An 18,989-nucleotide genomic window follows, 5' to 3' on the forward strand; every position below is an offset into this window, starting at 1 on the left:
GGTCGCCGATGCTCCGCATGGACTCCCTCCTCCGCCTTGCGATGCACGCACCCCGACGCCGCGCGCTGATCCGACGCGAATTGTCAGACACGCCCGAAGAGGCCTGACCCACCGGGCCGCCACTGCACAGGAAGTCGGCCCGGCCGACTTCCCACGCAGCGGCAGCGGCACAATCGGTCCCGTGATCACGTGGGCGAGGAACAGGCGGCGGCGCCGGGAGGCGGCGCTCGTGGAGGAGCGCGTCGTGGTGGCGGCGGGCGCCGACGAGCCGTTGACGGTGGTGTTCGAGCCGATGGGGAGCCTCTACGAGGTGCCCGCGGGGGAGCGGCTGACGGTCGTGTTCAGGTCCCGGCCCGGTCACTCCGGCGAGGTCGAGTACCGGCCGGACCACGCCTCGGCCTGCGCCGGGGCGGGAGGCACGATGGCCGCGTGGACGGCCTCGGGGGCGGAGATCGACCTCGGTACGGGCGAACCGGAGGACGCGGGGCCGGGAAGGACGTACTGGTACGGCCCGCCGGTCGACCTGGAGGCCTGACCCACCGGGCTGCTGGTGCGCGGGAAGTCGGCCGGGTCGACTTCCCACGCACCGGGAACCGGGCCCGGCGGCTCAGCCCGTCACCGGCTCCAGTCGGAGCTGCCGGCACGCCCCCGGCGGCGCCACCTCGACCGGGCCGAACCAGACCCGGACGTCCTCGCCGGTGCGGACGGGCAGGGCCGGGAAGTCGTTCTCGGCGTGCTCGGTGCGGTGCAGGGCCTGTTCGGCGCCCAGGTGGGCGGCGGCCCAGGTGTCGAAGGCGTCGAAGGCGGCCGGGTCCGGGGTCGGGTGGCAGACGGTGGCGAGCACCTCGCGGGCCCCGGCGGGCGGCAGGTAGTTCGGGCCGCGCAGCAACAGGACGTCGTCGCTGTCGATCATGGTCGCGTTGGCCGCCTCGCGGTGCGCCCGCCAGACCGGGCCGCCGTAGAAGGCCTCCAGTGCGCGCCGGCGCTCGGCCATGGACGGGAAGGCGCGCAGCCAGACGAAGCGGTCCGGGTCGTCCAGGTCGCGGAAGCGGCCGCCGAGGGTCATGCCGACGGCCTCCTGCCCGGTCACGAACTCGCGCTCGAACAGCTCGATCAGGGTCTCGCGGGCGCCGGGGTGCAGGGTGTACCGGCGCAGTTCGACGATCAGGCTCATGCCGCCAGCCCCTCGAAGGCCGGGCCGGTGCGGGTGAAGTCCATCGTCCAGTTCGGCTCCCAGCCGTGGCCGCCGTCGACGGAGAACTCCTGCTCCCAGCGGGCGGTGTCGGGGCCGAGGCGGTGCCAGGTGAAGTGCACCCGGATCGGGCTGCCGGCGTAGTGGTCCTCGCCGTAGAAGTCCCCCCGGTCGCCGGTGAAGCCGCCGACCACCGGCGGGTCCAGCCGGCCGGTGCGGCTGTCGGACCAGAAGATCGACCACTGCCGCGTCCCCTGGTCGAAGAGCCGCAGGGTCACGCCCCGGCGGGCGAGGGTGGGGAAGAGGATCTCGTCGATGTTGCCCGCGCCCCCGAACAGCGGCCGGATCACGGAGCGGCCGGGGAACTCCTCCCAGGTGCCGCCGCCGTCGAGCGGGGTGCTGAGGCGGCGGTTGGCCACGTCCCAGGTCCCGTGCAGGAAGTCGAAGTCGTTCATGCGGCGCAGGTTAGGGGCACTCCCCTGACATCCACTGTCAGTGGATACTGGCCGATGTGCGCGCGAGTCGACTGGTCACCCTGCTCCTGCTGCTCCAGAACCGGGGCCGGATGACCGCCCGGCAGCTGGCCGACGAACTGGAGGTCTCCGTCCGCACCGTCTACCGGGACGTCGAGGCGCTCGCCGCCGCCGGGATCCCGCTGTACGGCGAGGCCGGGCACGCGGGCGGCTACCGGCTGGTCGACGGCTACCGCACCCGCCTCACCGGGCTGACCGCCGACGAGGCCCAGGCCGCCTTCCTCGCCGCGCTCCCGGGCACCGCCGCCGACCTCGGCCTCGGCGGGGCGCTGGCCACCGCCCAGCTCAAGCTGCGGGCCGCGCTCCCCGCCGAACTGCGCGAGCACGCCGGGCGGATCCAGGAGCGCTTCCTGCTGGACGCCCCCGGCTGGTACGGCCGCGCGGACGAGACCCCGCACCTGGCGGCGGTCGCCTCGGCGGTGTGGGCACGGCGGGCGGTGGTGCTGCGCTACCGGCGCTGGCGGGCGCCGGAGGAGATCGAGCGGCGGGTCGAGCCGTACGGGCTGGTGCTCAAGGCGGGCCGCTGGTACCTGGTGGCCGGCGGGGCGTCCGGGACGCGCACCTACCGGGTGGACCAGGTGCTGGAACTCCGGGCGCTGGAGGAGGAGTTCGCCCTGCCGGAGGGCTTCGCGCTGGACGCGTACTGGCAGACCTACCTGGCGGACTTCCGGGCCCGGCTGCACACCGGGGAGGCGCTGGTGCGGCTCAGCCCGGAGGGGGCCCGGCGCCTCGGGGTGACCACGACCGGGGACGGCTGGACGCAGGCCCGGGTTCCGATCGAGTCGATCGACCACGCCCACGGGGAGTTCCTGCGCCTCGGCGCCGAGGCCGAGGTGCTCGAACCGGCGGAGCTGCGCGAGCGGATCGCCGCGACCGTGCGCGAACTGGGCGTCCGCTACCGGTAGGAGAGCGTTCGGAGCCCGACCCGGAGCCCGACGAAGCGGTCGGCTCAGAGCCCGACGAAGTGGTCGAACTCGCCGTCCTTGGCGCCCAGGATCCAGGCGTTGAGCTTGGCCCGGGTGGTGGTGACGACCAGGTCGTGGTTGTCGGACTCGCGGATGTAGACGAGGTCGCCCTCGGAGGCGATTTCGAGGTAGTTGGTCTCGTTCTCGACGAAGCTGGACTTCTGCCAGGTGAGGTGGTCCATTCTTCTTCTCCTCCTTGCGCGTGGCGTGGCCGGAACGAGGGTACTGCTTCGCGAGTACGACGGCGGCATCGTTTCGGTCATGTCAATTCGTGCGAGTCGTTGTGCTATTCCATTGGGGTGTCAGTCGTTCCTACACTGAGACCCCGCCGCACGGGGGCTGCGGGAACCAGGTTGCCGACGGGCCCGGGGGAGGCACGTGTGACTGACCGGGGCTGGGACGAGGACGAGGCCCGGCCGTACTTCTTCCTCTCCTACGCGCACACCCCCAAGTCCGGTGCGCGCGGAGCCGGTGACCCGAACCACTGGGTCAGACAGCTGTACCGCGACCTGTGCGAGGCGGTGCTGCAACTCACCACCGTCCCCGCCGGGGTGCCGGTCGGGTTCATGGACGAGTCCATGCACCAGGGCGAGTTGTGGGCCGAGCGGCTGTCCGAGGAGTTGGCGACCTGCCGGGTGTTCGTACCGCTGTACTCCCCGCGGTACTTCAACAGCGTTCCGTGCGGCCAGGAGTGGCACGCCTTCACCCGGCGCCCGGTCTATCCGGCGACCATCGACGCCGAGCGCACCAGCGGCATCGTCCCGGTGCTGTGGGCGCCGATGAGCCGCTACCGGCTGCCCAAGGTGGCCAGTGAACTCCAGTTCAACCACGCCGGGTTCGGGCCCGACTACGCCACCGAGGGCCTGTACGCGCTGATGAAGCTCAGCTACTTCCGGGCCGCCTACGAACTGGCCGTGCACCGGTTGGCGGCGCGGATCGTCCAGGTGGCGGAGGAGACGGTGATCCCGGTCGGGCGGCGGCTGGAGTTCAACGGACTGCCCAGCGCCTTCAATGTGACCGCCCCCACCAAGCAGCTGCGGATCTCCGTGCTCGCCTACCACCAGGGCGAGTTGCCGCCCGAGCGCAACCCCGACTTCTACGGCGCCCGGCGCACCGACTGGCACCCGTACCGCCCGGCCGGGTCGCCGATCGCCCAGCACGCGGTGCGACTGGCCCGGCAGTTGGGCTTCCAGCCGACCGTGCACGAGTTCGACGACGAGGCCGAGTCGATCATCGAGGGCAACGCCGAGGCCCCCGGGCTGCTACTGCTGGACCGGTGGGCGCTGCGCGACCCGCACCGGCGTGAACTGGTCCGCCGCTTCGACCGCTCCGACGCGACCTGGGTCAGCGTGCTGGAGCCGTGGAACACCGACGACCGGGAGTGCCTCGAACGGGACGGCGAGTTCAGCGGGTTGAGTGACCAGACCCTGCGCAAGACCCGGCGCGCCGGCCGCCCGAGCTTCCTCGGCGTGACCGGCCCGACCGGGCTGAACAGCCTGGAGGACTTCGACGACGCACTGCCCCGCGCCGCGATGAAGGCCAAGTACGCCTTCGAGAGCCGGACCAGGGCCGAACCGGAGGAGCCGTCGGCGTCCCGGCCGAGCCTGCGGGAGGCCTTCCGCCCCGGCCCGGGCACGGACGGCTTCGGCGGCCACCGCACGGAACCGTACGGACCGGGCTCCTTCGACCGCGACCGCGACCGCGACCGCGACTACGACCGCGACGACAGCACCGACCGCACCGCCCGTGACAACGATCGCTACCACCGCAACGACCGTGACGACGGCGATGACCCCGATGACGGGATGGCGCCCTTGGGAGGACCGAACCGATGAGCGACAACACCACCAGGAACTTCCGCCTCGGCGCCGCCGAACTGGCCGCCGCCCGGGAGGCCGCCCGGCAGGCCGCGGAACAGGACCGCAACGGCCGGATCATCACCTTCTACTCCTACAAGGGCGGCACCGGCCGCACCATGGCCCTGGCCAACACCGCCTGGATCCTGGCCGCCAACGGCTTCCGCGTCCTCACCGTCGACTGGGACCTGGAGGCACCCGGCCTCGCCAAGTTCTTCCACCCCTTCCTCGACCCGGCCTCCCTGGCCGGCACCACCGGGATGATGGACCTCATCGCCGAGTACCGCGAGGAGGCGCTGCGCCCGGTCGAGCACGCCGAGGGCTGGCACCTGGACTTCGCCCGGGTGCACCCGCACGCGCTCTCGCTCTCCTGGCCGCACTTCCCGGCCGGCGGCAGCCTGGACTTCCTCTCGGCCGGCCAGTTCAACCGCGACTACTCCGAGGCCGTCACCCACCTCGACTGGGACATCTTCTACGACCGCTTCGACGGCGGGCAGTTCTTCGACGCGCTCAAGGCCGACATGGCCAAGCGCTACGACTACGTGCTGATCGACTCCCGCACCGGCCTGTCCGACATCGCCGAGATCTGCACCGTCCAGATGCCCGACGACCTGGTGGTCTGCTTCACCCTCAGCGACCAGTCCATCGACGGCGCCTCCCGGATCGCCCAGCACATCCACGACCGCTACCGCGACCGCGGCATCCGCATCCTGCCCGTCCCGATGCGCATCGACGAGGGCGAGAAGGAGAAGGCGGACGCCGGCCGCGCCCTCGCCCGGGTCCGCTTCGACGGCCTGCCGGCCGGCCTGAACGGCGACGAACTCGCCGGCTACTGGGGCTCGGTGGAGATCCCGTACCGGCCGTTCTACGCCTACGAGGAGATCCTCGCCACCTTCGGCGACCAGACCGGCAGCCCCACCTCGATGCTGGCCGCCTGCGAACGGCTCACCTCGATGATCACCGAGGGGCGGGTCACCGGCCTGCCGACGGTCGAGGAGGAGGTGCGGCTGCGCTACGTGGACGCCTTCACCCGCCGCCGCCCGTCCGTCCCCGCCGACCTCTACCTGTCCTACGTGCCCGAGGACCGGATGTGGGCGGACTGGATCGAGTCCGTGCTGACCCGGGCCGGCTTCCGGGTGCTGCCGCGCGACCTCAGCGCCGGCACCGACCCGCGCGAGGAGACCGAACGCGGCATCGACTCCGCGTTCCGCACCGTCGCCGTGCTCTCGCCCGCCTACCAGCGCTCCCCGCAGGCCCGGGCGCTCTGGGAGTCGGTGGTCAACTCCGACCCGTCCGGCACCCGGCGCCAACTGCTGCCGGTGCGCGTCGGCGACGTCCGGCTCACCGCGCCGTTCAGCAACCGCAACCCCGTCGACCTGGTCGGCCGCGACGAGACCCAGTCCATCCAGAGCCTGCTGCGCGCCCTCGGCCGCGGCGACACCGTGCTCGACGACGCCCCCAGCGGCGGCCCCCGGTTCCCCGGCAGCAAGCCCTCGGTCTGGGACGTGCCGCCGCGCAACCCCTCCTTCACCGGCCGCGCCGCCGTCCTGGAACAGCTGCGCAACCAGCTGCGCGGCGGCATGGCGGCCGTCCTGCCCACCCCGCAGACCCTGTACGGGCTCGGCGGCGTCGGCAAGACCCAGGTGGCGCTGGAGTACGCCCACCGCTTCATGTCCGACTACGACCTGGTCTGGTGGATCGACGCCGAACAGACCGAACTGGTCGCCCCGGCGCTCGCCGAACTCGCCCGCCGACTCGGCCTGCGGGTCGGCGACTCGGTCACCGAGGCCGCCGAGGCCGCCCGCGAGGCGCTGCGCCGCGGCGTGCCCACCTCGCGCTGGCTGCTGATCTTCGACAACGCCGACGAGCCCGCCGAGATCCGCCGCTTCTTCCCCGGCGGCTCCGGCCACATCCTGGTCACCTCCCGCAACCAGGCCTGGACCGGGCACGCCGAGGCCCTGGAAGTCGACGTCTTCACCCGCGGCGAGAGCGTCGAGCACCTGTGCCGGCGCGCCCGCAGCCTCTCCCGGCCGGACGCCGACCGGGTCGCCGAGGCCGTCGGCGACCTCCCGCTGGCCGTCGAGGTCGCCGCCGCCTGGCTGGACACCACCGGCACCCCGGTGGACACCTACGTCGCCCAACTGCACGCCGAGGCCGCCCGCGCCCTCGCCGTCGACCACCCCACCGACTACCCCACCCCGGTCGCCGCGACCTGGAACGTCTCGATCGGACGGCTGCGCCAGCAGTCCCCGGCCGCCGTGCGACTGCTCCAGCTGTGCGCCTTCTTCGCGCCCGAGCCGATCTCCATGAACCTCTTCTACAGCGACCAGATGATCCGGGCGCTGGTGAAGTACGACGCCGACCTCAGCGACAAGTTCATGCTCGGCAAGGTCATCCAGGCGATCGGCCGGTACGCGCTCGCCAAGGTCGACGCCGGCAGCAACAGCTTCCAGGTGCACCGGCTCGTCCAGGCGGTGATCCGGGCCGGGATGACCGACGACGAGCAGGAGATCGCCGTCCACGAGGTGCACCGCATCCTCACCGGCGCCCGACCCGTCCTCGGCGACACCGACGACCCGGCCAACTGGCCCGCCTTCGACGAGATCTGGCCCCACCTGTCGCCCTCCAAGGCGCACAACTGCGACGAGGCCGACACCCGCCAGCTGCTCATCGACCGGGTCCGCTACCTGTGGAAGCGCGGCGAACTCGACCGTGCCCGCGACCTCGGCCACGCCCTCGACGACGAGTGGACCCGCAAGCTCGGCGAGGACGACCGGCAGACCCTTCTGCTCCGCTTCCAGCTCGCCAACGTCCTGCGCTCGCAGGGCAGTTACGCCGAGGCGCTGTCCCTGGACGAGGCCACCCTGGAGCGCCAGCGGGTGCTGCTCGGCGAACACCACCCGTACACCCTGATGACCGCCGGCTCGCTCGGCGCCGACCGCCGGGCACTCGGCCGCTTCCAGGCCGCGCTCGACCTCGACCGGGAGATCCTCGACCAGTTCCGGGAACTGTTCGGGGACGACAACCCGCGCACCCTCTCGATGGCCAACAACCTGGCGATCGACTACCGGCTGGTCGGCGAGAGCGAGGCCGCCCGCGAACTCGACCAGGAGACCCTGGACCGGCGCACCGCCGTGCTCGGACCCAAGCACCCGTACACCCTGATCACCAAGTCCGCCCTGGCCCGCGACCTGCGCGAACTCGGCGACTACCGGGGCTCGGTGGACCTGCTCCAGGAGGTGATGACCGACTTCGGCGACGGACAGCTCGACCCGGGCCTGCCGGAGAGCCTGCGCAACGCCAAGTCGCTGGCCGTCTCGCTGCGCCGGATGGGCCAGCTCGCCGACGCCCGCCGGATCACCAAGGAGACCTACGAGCGCTACCTGGAACGCTACGGCGCCGACGCCCCCGACGCGCTCGCCTGCGCGCTCAACCTGGCCGCCGACCACAGCGCCTTCGGCGACAAGGAGGCCGCCCGCGACCTCTGTTCCACCGTCTTCGACGGCCACCGGCGGCTGTTCGGCGACGAGCACCCCTTCACCCTGGCCTGCGCCAACAACCTGGGCATCTACCTGCGCGGCAGCGGCGACGTCCCGGGCGCCATCGACCGCGGCCGGCTCACCGTCGAGGGACTGACCGAGTCGGTCGGACCGGAGCACCCGTACACCCTCAACGCGATGATCAACCTGGCCAACGCCTACGGCGACGACGGGCAGAACGACGTCGCCGAACAGCTCGGCCGGGCCGCCTACACGGGCCTGTGCGAGCGCTACTCGGCGCAGCACCCGGACGCGGTGGCCTGCGAGGCCAACCTGGCGATCACCCTGCGCGCGGCCGGCCGGCACACCCAGGCCGCCGAACTGCGCGCCCGGGCGATCGCCGAACTGATCCGGCAGTTCGGCGAGGAGCACCCCAACACCGTCGCCGCGCGCGGCTGGAAGCGGATCAACCGCGACCTGGAGCCGCAGCCGGTGTGACCCGGGAGGGGGCGGGGTACGCTGCCGAGCCATGAACACCCCGCCCCCGCCCCCGGTCCTGGTCACCCGGCAGCCCGCCCCCGGCGTCATGGCACGGCTCACCGACCGGTACGCCGTCACCCTCAACGAGGCCGACCGTGACCTGGACCGGGCCGAACTGCTGGCCGCCGTCCACGGCCGCCGGGCCGTGCTCACCACCCTCAACAACCGGGTCGACGCCGAGTTCCTGGACGCGGCCGGCCCGCAGCTGGAGATCGTCGCCAACCACGCCGTCGGCTACCACAACATCGACCTCGCGGCCTGCGCCGACCGCGGCGTCCTGGTCACCAACACCCCCGGCGTCCTCACCACCGCCACCGCCGAGACCACCTGGGCGCTGCTGCTCGCCGCCGCCCGCCGGCTCGGCGAGGGCGAACGCCTGCTGCGCTCCGGCACCCCCTGGACCTGGGGGCCGAACTTCCTGCTCGGCCTGGAACTGGCCGGCACCCCGCTCGGGGTGCTCGGGATGGGCCGGATCGGGCAGGCGGTGGCCCGCCGGGCCCGCGCCTTCGACATGCCGGTCGGCTACCACAACCGCCGCGCGCTGCCGCCCGAGCAGGCCGAGGGCGCGGAGTGGAAGCCGCTGGAGGACCTGCTCGCCACCTCCACCGTGCTGGTCGTCACCTGCCCCTGCACCGAGGAGACCCGGCACCTGCTGGACGCCCGCCGGCTCGCCCTGCTGCCGCCCGGGGCCGTGGTGATCAGCATGACCGCCGGGGTGGTGGACGAGGAGGCGCTCGCCGCCGCGCTGGAGTCCGGTGCGCTGTTCGCCGCCGCCGTGGACAACTTCGAGCACGAGCCCAGCGTCCCGTCCGCGCTGCTCGCCCAGGAGCGGGCCGTCCTCGTCCCGCACCTGGGCAGTGCCACCGTGCGCACCCGGCAGGCGATGGGCGGCCTCGCGGTCGACAACATCCTGGCCGTGCTGGACGGCGGCGAACCCCTCACCCCGGTGAAGCGCTGACCCCGGTGAAGCGCTAACCCGCCGCCCAGGCCAGGGCCGTGGTCAGCACCCGGAACGCCCCGAAGTGCGCGGCGCCGGGCTCCAGGAAGAGCTCGGCGCCCGGGATGTGGTCGGCCAGCCAGCGGGAGTGGTCGACCGGCGAGAACTGGTCGTCCGCGCCGTGCCACAGCCAGGTCGGCACGCCGATCGACCCGACCTCGAAGCCCCAGTCGGCGGTGAAGGCCAGCATGTCGTCGATCCAGCCGTCCGCGCCGTGCCGGAACGCCTCCCGGTAGTTGCTCTGCAGCATCCCGCGCAGCCCGCTGTCCGCCACCACCGCCCGGTCGGCGGGGGAGAGTTCGGTGCGCAGCCCGTTCAGCAGCCGGACCGGGTCGTCCTTGATCTGCCGGGAGCGGAACTCCATCGCGTCGGCGATCCGCCCGTGCCCGCGGTCCGCCTCCCGGTAGGCGCGGACGTTGGACGGCGTCATCCCGGCGTACCAGTCCAGGCCGGCCGCGTTGCGCGGCGCCAGCCCCACCAGCACCGCCACCCGGCTGACCCGCTCCGGCAGCAGCGCCGCGCAGGCCAGCGCGTGCGGTCCGCCGCCGGACCGGCCCAGCACGGCGAAGCCGCCCAGCCCCAACTCGTCGGCGATGGTGCGCACATCGGCCGCCGCATGGGACACCCGGCGGCCGAGCAGCCGGGTCGAGTCGCCGTACCCGGGCCGGTCGTAGGAGATCAGCCGCACCCCCAGCCGGTACAGCACGGTGCTGCGCGGGTGCGGTCCGACCCGGCTGCCCGGCATGCCGTGCAGCAGGAACACCGGACGGCCGCGCGGGTCGCCGAGGGACTCGACGGCGAGGGCCCGGCCGTCCGCCGTTTTGACCATCCGTAACGCCACGCGTTCCTCCTCAGTGCTCCCGGTCAGTGGTGGTGCGCACCTCCCGGCGGGCCTGCCAGGTGGTGTGCTCGCGGGACACCGCGTCCTCGGCGTCCCGGGCCAGCCGGGCCCAGATCTCCTCGGCGTCCATCGACTCCAGGTCCAGCCGGGCGAGTTGGAGGCGGATCAGCTCCAACTCCTCGGCCGCCAGCCCGTACGCGGCGGCCAGCGGGCGGTACTGGCGCAGCTGGGCCCAGGCGGTGACCGAGGCCGCCACCGCGGAGACCGTGCCCAGCGCGTCGTAGCCGAACGCCCCGAACGCCCGCAGCACCGCCAGTGCCAGGCCCAGCGCCGGCAGCAGCACGCCCAGCACACCGGCCCAGTACCCGGCGCGGGCGCAGTGGCGGGCCTTGCCCCGGTACCACTCGTGCTGCACCCGGATCCGCTCGTTCAGGTACACCTCGCGGCGCACCGCCAGCGGCTGTTCGCGCAGGTCACGCATCGCCGCGGTGATCCCGGCGCGCTCGACCCCGGGCGCGGGCACGGCCACCGGGGAGTGCCGGAAGGCGCCCAGCACCCGCTCCAGCTGGAAGCGGTACAGCCCCTCGGCGTCCGGCAGGCTGCGCGGCGGCGGCTGGTAGGCGTCGGCCCGGACGGCGAACTTCCAGGCCAGCGTCTTCACCGACTCGGCGGCCGCCCGGCCCTCGTACCACAGGCCCTGCGGGTTCTGCCGGCCGATCATCACCGCCAGCGCCACCGCGCCCAGGTAGGCCGCGGCCGCCGACCAGGCCCACGGCTCGCCGTCGGCCGAGCCGGTCGCGGCGGCGGCCAGCAGGAGGGCCAGCTCCCAGGCAGAGAGCAGCACCGAACGCCGCTGGCCGCGCAGCGAGGCCGCGTCGGCGGCCCAGAAGAACTCGGGCAGCAGCTCCCGTTCGCGCACCCAAGCGGTCCGCCCCGCACCAGATGCCATGCTCGGCCCCCACCCGTCGCTCCGGTCCCTCCGCTCTCCTGCCCCGGGCGGCTTCCCGGTACGCCTGGCGACGGGCGGGGCGGCGCGCAATGGCCGGGAAGACCCGGTGGATTGTCCGGGACGCCGCGTAGTCGTACCGGTACGGAACGTCATCGGGTGGCGCGGCGGGGGCCCCGGCACGGTCTCAGTAGGTGTAGAGGATGCGCTCGGCGTTGTCGGCCATCTGCTTGGCGTTCCACTCGGTCCCCCCGGGGACGTTGCCCGAGCGGAACAGCGGCGGCGCGGGGGCGTCCCCGGCGGCCGCCCGGTCGGCCAGCCGGCCGACCGCCGAGGCGACCACGGCCTGCATCAGCGCGCTGGTGACGATGGTGGAGACCGGGCCGAAGGAGGTCTCCGCGCCCGGGTGGGTCAACTCGCCGTCGCCCACCGCGACCTTGCTGTCCAGCACCACGTCGCAGTGGTCCTTCAGATAGGTGCCGGAGGGGTGCGCGGAGGGCACCTCCGCCGGGTAGGCCAGCGAGGTCACCCCGATCACCCGCAGCCCGCGGTCCCGGGCGTACCGGGCCAGCTCGACCGGCATCACCTGGCGGCCGGACAGCGAGATCAGGAACAGCAGGTCCCCGCTGGTCGCCGGGGTCAGGTCCAGGGTCGAGGTGGCCAGCCCGGACACCCGCTCCAGGGCGCTGGCCAGCGGCGCGGGCATCATCGTCACCCCGGCCATCCCGGGCACGTTCAGCAGGTTCATCGGGACCAGCCCGCCGGCCCGGTAGACCACGTCCTGGGCCGGCAGCGAGGAGTGCCCGGCGCCGAAGGTGAAGACCCGGCGACCCTCGGTGATCGTCTCGGCCAGCAGGGCGGCCGCCGCCTCGATGGTGTCGCCCTCCTCCGCGCGGACCCGCTCCAGGTGGGCGATCGCGGCGTCGAAGTACCTGCCGACCAGGTCGTTCATCGGTTGCCTTCGCTCTCTGCCGGTGGGGGAGCCGGCCGGGTGGGGCGGCCGGAACGGGCCGGACCGCCAGTGGAGAAAGCTACGGCGAGCACGGTCGCGCCCCGGCGGCACCGCTGTCAACAGGAACGAAAACCGGTACCGGAAAGCCCCGGGCGGGCCCGGTTGTCGGTGCGGTACGTCAGAATTGGCGGTGAGGACACCGAAGAACGGAGCCAGCGGCGATGTCTGGGCTGATCGACACCACTGAGATGTACCTTCGCACCATCCTGGAGCTGGAGGAAGAGGGCATCGTGCCGATGCGTGCCCGGATCGCGGAGCGGCTGGAGCAGAGCGGCCCCACGGTCAGCCAGACGGTCGGCCGGATGGAGCGCGACGGCCTGCTCCAGGTCGCCGGGGACCGCCACCTCGAACTGACCGAGGACGGCCGGCGGCTCGCGGTGCGCGTCATGCGCAAGCACCGGATCGCCGAGTGCCTGCTGGTCGACGTGATCGGCCTGGAGTGGGAGCAGGTCCACGAGGAGGCCTGCCGCTGGGAGCACGTGATGAGCGAGACGGTCGAGCGCAAGGTGCTCGCCATGCTCGGCCACCCGACCCAGTCCCCGTACGGCAACCCGATCCCGGGCCTGGACGAGCTGGGCGACACCAAGGCCGAGGGCGAGGGCTTCGACGCCGCGCTCGTCCCGCTGGACACCGTCAAGCCCGGCGAGGCCGGGGCCGACGTCGTGGTCCGCCGGATCGGCGAGCCGATCCAGACCGACAGCGAGCTGATGAGCACCCTGCGCCGGGCCGGCGTCCGGCCGGGCTCCACGGTCAAGGTCAGCATCGCGGCGGGCGGCGTGCGGGTCGGCACCGGGGACAACGCGGCGGAGCTGGGCAAGGACATCGCCCAGCACGTCTTCGTCGCCCAGGCCTGAGCCCGCCACCCGGGCTCTCGGGCCGGGTTCTCCGGAAGGGTTCCCCGCCCGGGCTTTCCGGCAGGGCTCTCCGGCAGGGTCGGCCACTTCGCCTCGCGCTCGCCCCGTAGCGACGGGCGGGGCCCGCTGCTCCCCGTGCAGCGGGCCCCACTCGCCCTCCCCGGCTCCCTCCCGGTCCCCTCCGTCCCTCCCGCTCCCTCCCGACCCCTCCACCGCCTCGCCCGGCTTCCCCGTCCGAGCGACCCTTCCGGCGTCCCCACACAACGCCATTCCTCCCCTCGGCCGATCATGGCAATCCTTGAGCGCTGTCACTCGTACGAGGGGCTTTCCCGGTTGACCAGCGGGTAGACCGAGGCCTTATCCGCACATGCGTATGACGGGCCCCGTCTCCGGTGGGAGACAAGGCCCGTCACTCGCGCGCGGGGGTGTCGCGCGGTGCGCGCCCTCACCCGATCGGCGGTGGGCGGCAGGTTCCGGGGAGGCGTCCGGGGGCGTCCGGCGAGGAGGTCGGACGGCTCAGACGCCGGCGGGCTGGGCGGACGGGACCGCTTGGGCGGGCGCCTCGCGGCCGCAGGCGTACGCCAGCGGGCTGATCAGCTCGGCGGCGTCCGGCAGCCAGCGGTTGGACTCGGAGGGGGAGCGGGCCCACTGGGCGTAGCCGGTGGAGCCGATCCGCGACGGCGGGGCGACCGTCCAGTCCCCCTCGCCGCGGGCGACCAGGTCCAGCCGTCCGGGCGGCCAGCCGAGCTTGCGGAGCATCTCCGGCAGCTTGGCCGCGACCCCGGGCAGCACCAGGAAGTGCAGCCGCCGTCCGACCCGCCCCGGCGAGGTGGGCAGCACCACGACCGGGCCGAGCTGGAGGTCCATCCGCTCCATCCGGGCCAGTGCCAGGCACCCGGCCGTCTCCGGCACGTCCAGGACGTCGAAGGACCGGCCGGTGGGCAGCAGGATCGAGGCCTTCGGCCGTTCGGTCCACCAGCGCCGCACCGCGCCCGGTCCGGCGCTCGCCTTGCGCGCCCAGTCCGCGTCCAGCGGGTGGGCGCCCGGCTGGGTGCAGCGCCGGTCGCCGCAGGAGCAGCGGGCGGGCCCGTCGCCGTCGATCAGCCAGGCGCCCGGGGCCACCTCCCAGTGGCGGTTCTCGGCGTAGCCGACGGCTTCGATCAGCAGCGGGGGCAGGCCGGCGTTCTTGTCCTGTCCGGGGGAGTCGGGGATGTCATCCACGGGCTGCTCAACTACCGTGTGTGAGGCTGGTTACGGGCCGACGGGCCCCGGTCGGCCGCATCCCCGCAATGTCACCCGAACCGGTGACTCAAGCGAGTTGGGGCGGGGGGAGGCAGGCGCAGCGGGGGCGCACAGAGGCATTTCCCAGGGCGCGCGGGGGGTGCGGTTCGTCACCGTGGGTATCCCGCTGACGTTGCTGATCGCTAACCTGGTGTCAGATTCCTTGGACGGTCGGACAGTCGGCAACAGATCAGCACATCGTCGCCCGCCGGCCGGGACCGGAGGGTGTGGGGAGGCGAAGCCCAATGGCCGCGAGACCACTCGTCGCACGACAGCCCAACGAGCGCCTGCAGCAACTGATCCAGGAGGCCAGCTGCTCCAACGCCGGACTGGCCCGCCGGGTCAATCTGTGCGGCGCGGAGCACGGGCTGGACCTGCGCTACGACAAGACCTCCGTCGCCCGCTGGCTGCGCGGGCAGCAGCCGCGCGGGCAGGCGCCGGCCGTGATCGCCGAGGCCCTCGGGCGCAAGCTCGGCCGCAGCGTGTCGGTCGAGGAGATCGGCATGGCCGACGGCAAGAACCTCAGCTCCGGCATCGGGCTGCAGTTCGCGCCGACCCTGAACGCGGCCCTGGAGCAGGTGTGCGAGCTGTGGCGCAGTGACGTCGGCCGGCGGGACTTCCTGACCGGGGCGACGGTCGCCGCCTCCGCGCTGGTGGAGCCCAGCCGGGACTGGCTGATCACCCCGCCCGACCCGGTGGTGGCCCGGGCCGGCGGTCCCCGGGTCGGCCCGACGGACGTGGCCGCGATCAAGGCGACCACCGCGATGCTGGTCGACCTGGACCACCGCTTCGGCAGCGGGCACGTCCGCCCGGTCGTGGTCCACTACCTCAACTCGGTGGTCTCCGGCCTGCTCGGCGGCGCCTACCGGGAGGAGACCGGCCGCCAACTCTTCGCGGCGGTCGCCCGGTTGACCGAACTGGCCGGCTACATGGCGGTGGACACCGGCCAGCCCGGCCTGGCCCAGCGCTACTACATCCAGGCCCTGCGGCTCGCCCAGGCCGCCGACGACCGCGGCTACGGCGGCTATGTGCTGGCCGCCTCGATGAGCCACCTGGCGGCCACCCTCGGCAACCCGCGGGAGATCGCCCAACTCGCCCGCGCCGCCCAGGAGGGCGCCCGCACGGTGGCCACCCCGACGGCGATGGCGATGTTCTACGCCGCCGAGGCCCGCGGCCACGCCCTGCTCGGCGACGCCCGCTCCTGCGAGGCGGTGTCGGCCAGGGCGCTGGAGATGATGGAGAAGCGCCGCCCCGAGGACGACCCGGACTGGATCGCCCACTTCGACGACGCCTACCTCGCCGACGAACTCGCCCACTGCCACCGGGACCTGGAACAGGCCGGCCCGGCCGAGCACTACGCCCGCCGGGCGCTCGACCTCCACCCGCCGACCCGGGTCCGCCGCCGCGCGGTGGACCTGGTGCTGCTCGCCACCGCCCAGCTCCAGCAGCGCGACCTGGAACGCGCCTGCGAGACCGGCACCCAGGCGGTGCGGCTGCTGAGCGGGCTGCGCTCCAACCGGGGCGTGGAGTACCTGGACGAGTTCCGGCGCCGGCTGGAGCCCTACCGGGAGCAGCGGGTGGTGCGCGAGTTCCACGCCAGGGCGGACGCGGAGGCCGCCTGAGGACCCGCTGTGCAGGGAGCGTGTGGGAATGTCCCGCCCACGTGGTCACCCGGTGAGGCGAACCGGTAGCGTGGGCGCGACGTCCAAGGAACTGTGATGCTCCCAAGAACCGACGAGATGTGGTCCGCCGCCAGTGCGCGGTCCTGCACAGGTGAGGAATCGCGTTGAGTCAGCGCCGCTCGTACCCCAACTCGGGTGACTTCAACCTGGACGACCTGTTCCGCCCCGAGCCCGGCCAGACCCAGGGCCAGGGCCAGCCGGGCCAGCCGCAGGGCCCCACGGCCGTGCCGCCGGTGGGTCAGCCGTCCGGGCAGCCCGAGTACCTGGGCGAGGGCGCGCACCCGCTGCCGACCCAGGGCGGGCCCGCCCAGCAGCCCCACTGGGGTGCCGCGCCGCAGCCCGGTTACGGCGTTCCGGCGCAGGCCGACCCGGCCCCCGAGACCCAGTACCTGCCGCCGTACCCGGCCGGCGACCCGCAGGGCGGCTACGGCGTGCCGCAGCCCGGCTACGGGATCCCGCCGCAGGCCGCCCAGCCGCAGCAGACCGGCTACCCGGGGCACCAGGGCTACCCGACGGCCGGGCACCCGCAGCAGCTCCAGCACCCGCAGCACCCGCAGCAGGCCGGCTACCCGGCGCAGGGCTACGCGCCGCAGGAGGCCTACGGCCAGGACGGGTACCCGCAGAACGGCTACGGCCAGGACGGCTACGGCCCGGACGCCACCCAGGCCGGGCGCCCGGCCCGCGGCGGCCGTCCGTCCAACAAGCTGGTGATCGGCGGAGTGGTGGCGGCCTTCGCGGCGGCCGGCGTCCTGGTCGCCGTGCTGGTGGGCGGCGACGACAAGACCAAGACCGACCAGAAGACCTCCCCGGTCGCCGCCACCGGCAGCACGGCCCCCGGCGCGGCGAGCGCCAGCGGCTCCGGTGCGGCGGTCGACCCGGAGGTCAAGGCGCAGGCGCAGCCGCTGTCCGACCTGCTGGGCACCGCGAGCGACAGCCGCAGCGCGGTGGTCTCCGCGGTCGCCTCGGTGCAGAAGTGCGACAAGCTCCCCGACTCCCAGCAGGCGCTGGCCGCCGCGGCCGGCAAGCGGCGCGAGCTGCAGACCAAGCTCGGCCAGCTGAAGACCGACAAGCTGCCCGGCGCCCAGCAGCTGGTCGAGCAGCTCAACGCGGCCTGGACCGCCTCGGCCCAGGCCGACGACGAGTACGCGGCCTGGGCGACCGACGCCCAGTCCTCCTGCGACCCGAAGAAGCCGGACACCGGCAACCAGCACTACAAGAACGCGGTGCAGGCCAGCGGCACCGCGACCACCGCGAAGAAGCAGGCCTCGACGCTGTGGAACGCGATCGCCACCCAGACCGGCCTGCCCAGCCGCGGCGACGGCGACCTGTAGGGCCGCCGGGCCGCCGGGCGTGCGCCGGGGTCAGCTCGGCGAGCGGGCCCCGGTCAGCACCCAGCGGACGTCCACGAAGCCCGGCTGCTGCAGCGTCATCCGGCCGCCCTTGACCACCTGGTAGGTGACCCAGGTGTTCACCAGCCGCGGGGACTCGGTGCTGGGCAGCATGTTGGTGCTGCCCCAGTTCAGCGGTGGGGTGAGGCCGACGTCGACGCCCTCGCCGCTGTCCAGCAGGGCGGCGATGGTCTTCGCGGAGACCGGCTTGCCGGCCGCCGACAGCTTGTCCGTCACCACCCGGAACACCTCGTAGGCGACCCAGGTGGTCTCCACGCCCGGGTCGGAGACGTCGATGCTGTGCCCGTCGGTGGTCTGGGAGCGCACCACCGCGCGCAGCCCGTCCCAGGTCTTGGCCGACTCCGGCGGGTACCAGCTGGTGACGAACGCGCCGGCCAGCGGCCCGGAGTCGCCGCCGGTGGAGTCGACCACGGACTGCTGGACGCTGCCGATCACCGAGGCGATCCGGGTGTTCTTCGCGTTCTGCCGCCGGTAGGCGTCCAGCAGGTTGCCGGTCGGCTCGGCCGCCAGGGCGCTGGTGACGCAGTTGCCCGGCTCGTCCTTGCCGATCGCCTTGCGGACCACCGGGGTGTAGTCGGAGGACTGCTCGGGCGCCTTGACGTCCAGCAGCTTGATCCCGGCCGGCCTGAGCGCGTTGCCCAGGTAGCCGAGCAGGTTGTCGCCGGCCGGGGTGTCCGGGCGGATCAGCGAGACGGCCTTGCAGCCGGCGTCGACCAGTTGGCGACCGCTGCCGGCGATCAGCGCGGGCATGCCGCCGTCCACCGGGTAGGAGAGCGGGCTGGAGAACTCGGGCTGGGACAGCCCGTACCCGCCGATCAGCGGGATGCCCGCCCGCTCCAGCACGGGCATGAAGGCGTCGCCCCACTGGCTGTAGGAGCCGAGCACGGCGATCGCCTTGGCGTCCACCGCCTGCTGGGCGCAGGCCTTGGCCCCGTCCGCGGTGTTGTGCTCGTTGCAGGTGATCACGTGCAGCCGGTGGCCGTTCAGTCCGCCCTTGAGGTTGACGTCCCGGCCGATGGCCTCGGCGAGGGCGGTCATCCCGGGGCGGTCCGCGGAGCCGGTGCCGGACGGGGCCCAGGTCATCACCGTCAGCTCGTCGTCCGCCCCGGCGGAGGCACCGGCCGGTCCGCCGCACGCGGCGGCCGAGAGGAGGGCGGGGAGCAGCACCGCGGCGGTGGCGGCGAGGGCGAGCGGGCGCCGCCGGCGGCGCCCGGCGATCGCCGGACGGCCCGGGAAGGAGTCCCATCGGCTGGTCATCGGTCTTCCCTCTCTGGGCGCCGTCCGGCGCACCGGGGACAGCCAAGCCCCGGAGCCACAAGCCGAGAGGACCGCAATACGAACACTGGGAAAACGGCCGCCGAAATCCAGGTCCGTACGCGTGTAGATCCCGCGAGTGGAGCAC

At 73.5% G+C, this 18,989-nt stretch carries 16 protein-coding genes; 8 read left to right on the top strand and 8 right to left on the bottom strand.

Annotated features, from left to right (window positions below):
• Positions 1 to 181 precede the first annotated feature (181 nt).
• Positions 182 to 535 (top strand): hypothetical protein, encoded by a 354-nt coding sequence (locus ABTZ03_RS38405; RefSeq protein ID WP_350517847.1) that lies wholly within the window; start codon positions 182 to 184, stop codon positions 533 to 535.
• A 72-nt stretch (positions 536 to 607) separates the two neighbouring features.
• On the opposite strand, the gene ABTZ03_RS38410 is transcribed toward ABTZ03_RS38405, so the two are convergent.
• Positions 608 to 1,174: an NIPSNAP family protein gene (locus tag ABTZ03_RS38410; protein WP_350517848.1), complete on the bottom strand. Its 567-nt coding sequence runs from the start codon at positions 1,172 to 1,174 to the stop codon at positions 608 to 610.
• A complete protein-coding gene (locus ABTZ03_RS38415; protein ID WP_350517849.1) occupies positions 1,171 to 1,647 on the bottom strand; it encodes a hypothetical protein in 477 nt (158 codons plus the stop codon). Before ABTZ03_RS38415 ends, ABTZ03_RS38410 begins: the two co-directional genes overlap by 4 nt.
• Before the next feature lie 56 nt (positions 1,648 to 1,703).
• On the opposite strand from ABTZ03_RS38415, the gene ABTZ03_RS38420 reads away from it, so the two are divergent.
• Complete coding sequence (locus ABTZ03_RS38420) at positions 1,704 to 2,630, top strand: helix-turn-helix transcriptional regulator (RefSeq protein ID WP_350517850.1); 927 nt, start codon at positions 1,704 to 1,706, stop codon at positions 2,628 to 2,630.
• Between the two features lie 44 nt (positions 2,631 to 2,674).
• Here ABTZ03_RS38420 and ABTZ03_RS38425 read toward each other — a convergent pair whose 3' ends face one another.
• Positions 2,675 to 2,872 carry a DUF397 domain-containing protein gene (locus tag ABTZ03_RS38425; RefSeq protein ID WP_350517851.1) on the bottom strand — a complete coding sequence of 66 codons (198 nt, stop codon included), beginning with the start codon at positions 2,870 to 2,872 and terminating at the stop codon, positions 2,675 to 2,677.
• 198 nt (positions 2,873 to 3,070) lie between these two features.
• Here ABTZ03_RS38425 and ABTZ03_RS38430 point away from each other — a divergent pair, with 198 nt between their 5' ends.
• Genes ABTZ03_RS38430 through ABTZ03_RS38440 form a run of 3 tightly spaced genes read left to right on the top strand, consistent with a single transcriptional unit; the run spans position 3,071 to position 9,523 of the window.
• The gene (locus tag ABTZ03_RS38430; protein ID WP_350517852.1) at positions 3,071 to 4,525 is read left to right on the top strand and encodes a TIR-like protein FxsC; all 1,455 of its coding nucleotides are present in this window, start codon (positions 3,071 to 3,073) and stop codon (positions 4,523 to 4,525) included.
• On the top strand, positions 4,522 to 8,523 hold the full coding sequence (gene fxsT / locus ABTZ03_RS38435; RefSeq protein ID WP_400923999.1) for an FxSxx-COOH system tetratricopeptide repeat protein: 4,002 nt from the start codon (positions 4,522 to 4,524) through the stop codon (positions 8,521 to 8,523). Before ABTZ03_RS38430 ends, fxsT begins: the two co-directional genes overlap by 4 nt.
• Positions 8,524 to 8,554: 31 nt before the next feature.
• Complete coding sequence (locus ABTZ03_RS38440) at positions 8,555 to 9,523, top strand: 2-hydroxyacid dehydrogenase (RefSeq protein WP_350517853.1); 969 nt, start codon at positions 8,555 to 8,557, stop codon at positions 9,521 to 9,523.
• Positions 9,524 to 9,536: 13 nt separating this feature from the next.
• Here ABTZ03_RS38440 and ABTZ03_RS38445 read toward each other — a convergent pair whose 3' ends face one another.
• The 3 genes from ABTZ03_RS38445 to ABTZ03_RS38455 all read right to left on the bottom strand — a co-directional run bounded on the left by ABTZ03_RS38445 (position 9,537) and on the right by ABTZ03_RS38455 (position 12,301).
• The gene (locus ABTZ03_RS38445) at positions 9,537 to 10,391 is read right to left on the bottom strand and encodes an alpha/beta fold hydrolase (protein ID WP_350517878.1); all 855 of its coding nucleotides are present in this window, start codon (positions 10,389 to 10,391) and stop codon (positions 9,537 to 9,539) included.
• Positions 10,392 to 10,413: 22 nt separating this feature from the next.
• The gene (locus tag ABTZ03_RS38450; protein ID WP_350517854.1) at positions 10,414 to 11,322 is read right to left on the bottom strand and encodes a DUF4231 domain-containing protein; all 909 of its coding nucleotides are present in this window, start codon (positions 11,320 to 11,322) and stop codon (positions 10,414 to 10,416) included.
• Positions 11,323 to 11,536: 214 nt separating this feature from the next.
• Positions 11,537 to 12,301 (bottom strand): sugar isomerase domain-containing protein, encoded by a 765-nt coding sequence (locus ABTZ03_RS38455; RefSeq protein WP_350517855.1) that lies wholly within the window; start codon positions 12,299 to 12,301, stop codon positions 11,537 to 11,539.
• Positions 12,302 to 12,522: 221 nt separating this feature from the next.
• Between ABTZ03_RS38455 and ABTZ03_RS38460 the strand changes: the two genes are divergently transcribed.
• Positions 12,523 to 13,215, top strand: a complete 693-nt coding sequence (locus ABTZ03_RS38460; RefSeq protein ID WP_350517856.1) for an iron-dependent transcriptional repressor DtxR — start codon at positions 12,523 to 12,525, stop codon at positions 13,213 to 13,215.
• Positions 13,216 to 13,731: 516 nt separating this feature from the next.
• On the opposite strand, the gene ABTZ03_RS38465 is transcribed toward ABTZ03_RS38460, so the two are convergent.
• Complete coding sequence (locus ABTZ03_RS38465) at positions 13,732 to 14,436, bottom strand: bifunctional DNA primase/polymerase (RefSeq protein ID WP_350517857.1); 705 nt, start codon at positions 14,434 to 14,436, stop codon at positions 13,732 to 13,734.
• Positions 14,437 to 14,741: 305 nt separating this feature from the next.
• Here ABTZ03_RS38465 and ABTZ03_RS38470 point away from each other — a divergent pair, with 305 nt between their 5' ends.
• A complete protein-coding gene (locus tag ABTZ03_RS38470; RefSeq protein ID WP_350517858.1) occupies positions 14,742 to 16,118 on the top strand; it encodes an NsdA family TPR-like regulatory protein in 1,377 nt (458 codons plus the stop codon).
• A 164-nt stretch (positions 16,119 to 16,282) separates the two neighbouring features.
• Entirely contained in the window at positions 16,283 to 17,509 is a 1,227-nt protein-coding gene (locus ABTZ03_RS38475; protein ID WP_350517859.1) for a hypothetical protein, read from the top strand.
• Between the two features lie 30 nt (positions 17,510 to 17,539).
• Here ABTZ03_RS38475 and ABTZ03_RS38480 read toward each other — a convergent pair whose 3' ends face one another.
• Positions 17,540 to 18,844: an ABC transporter substrate-binding protein gene (locus tag ABTZ03_RS38480; RefSeq protein ID WP_350517860.1), complete on the bottom strand. Its 1,305-nt coding sequence runs from the start codon at positions 18,842 to 18,844 to the stop codon at positions 17,540 to 17,542.
• Between the last annotated feature and the right edge of the window lie 145 nt (positions 18,845 to 18,989).

The organism is Kitasatospora sp. NPDC096077, from assembly GCF_040303245.1.
In the GTDB taxonomy this organism is placed as follows: Bacteria; Actinomycetota; Actinomycetes; order Streptomycetales; family Streptomycetaceae; genus Kitasatospora.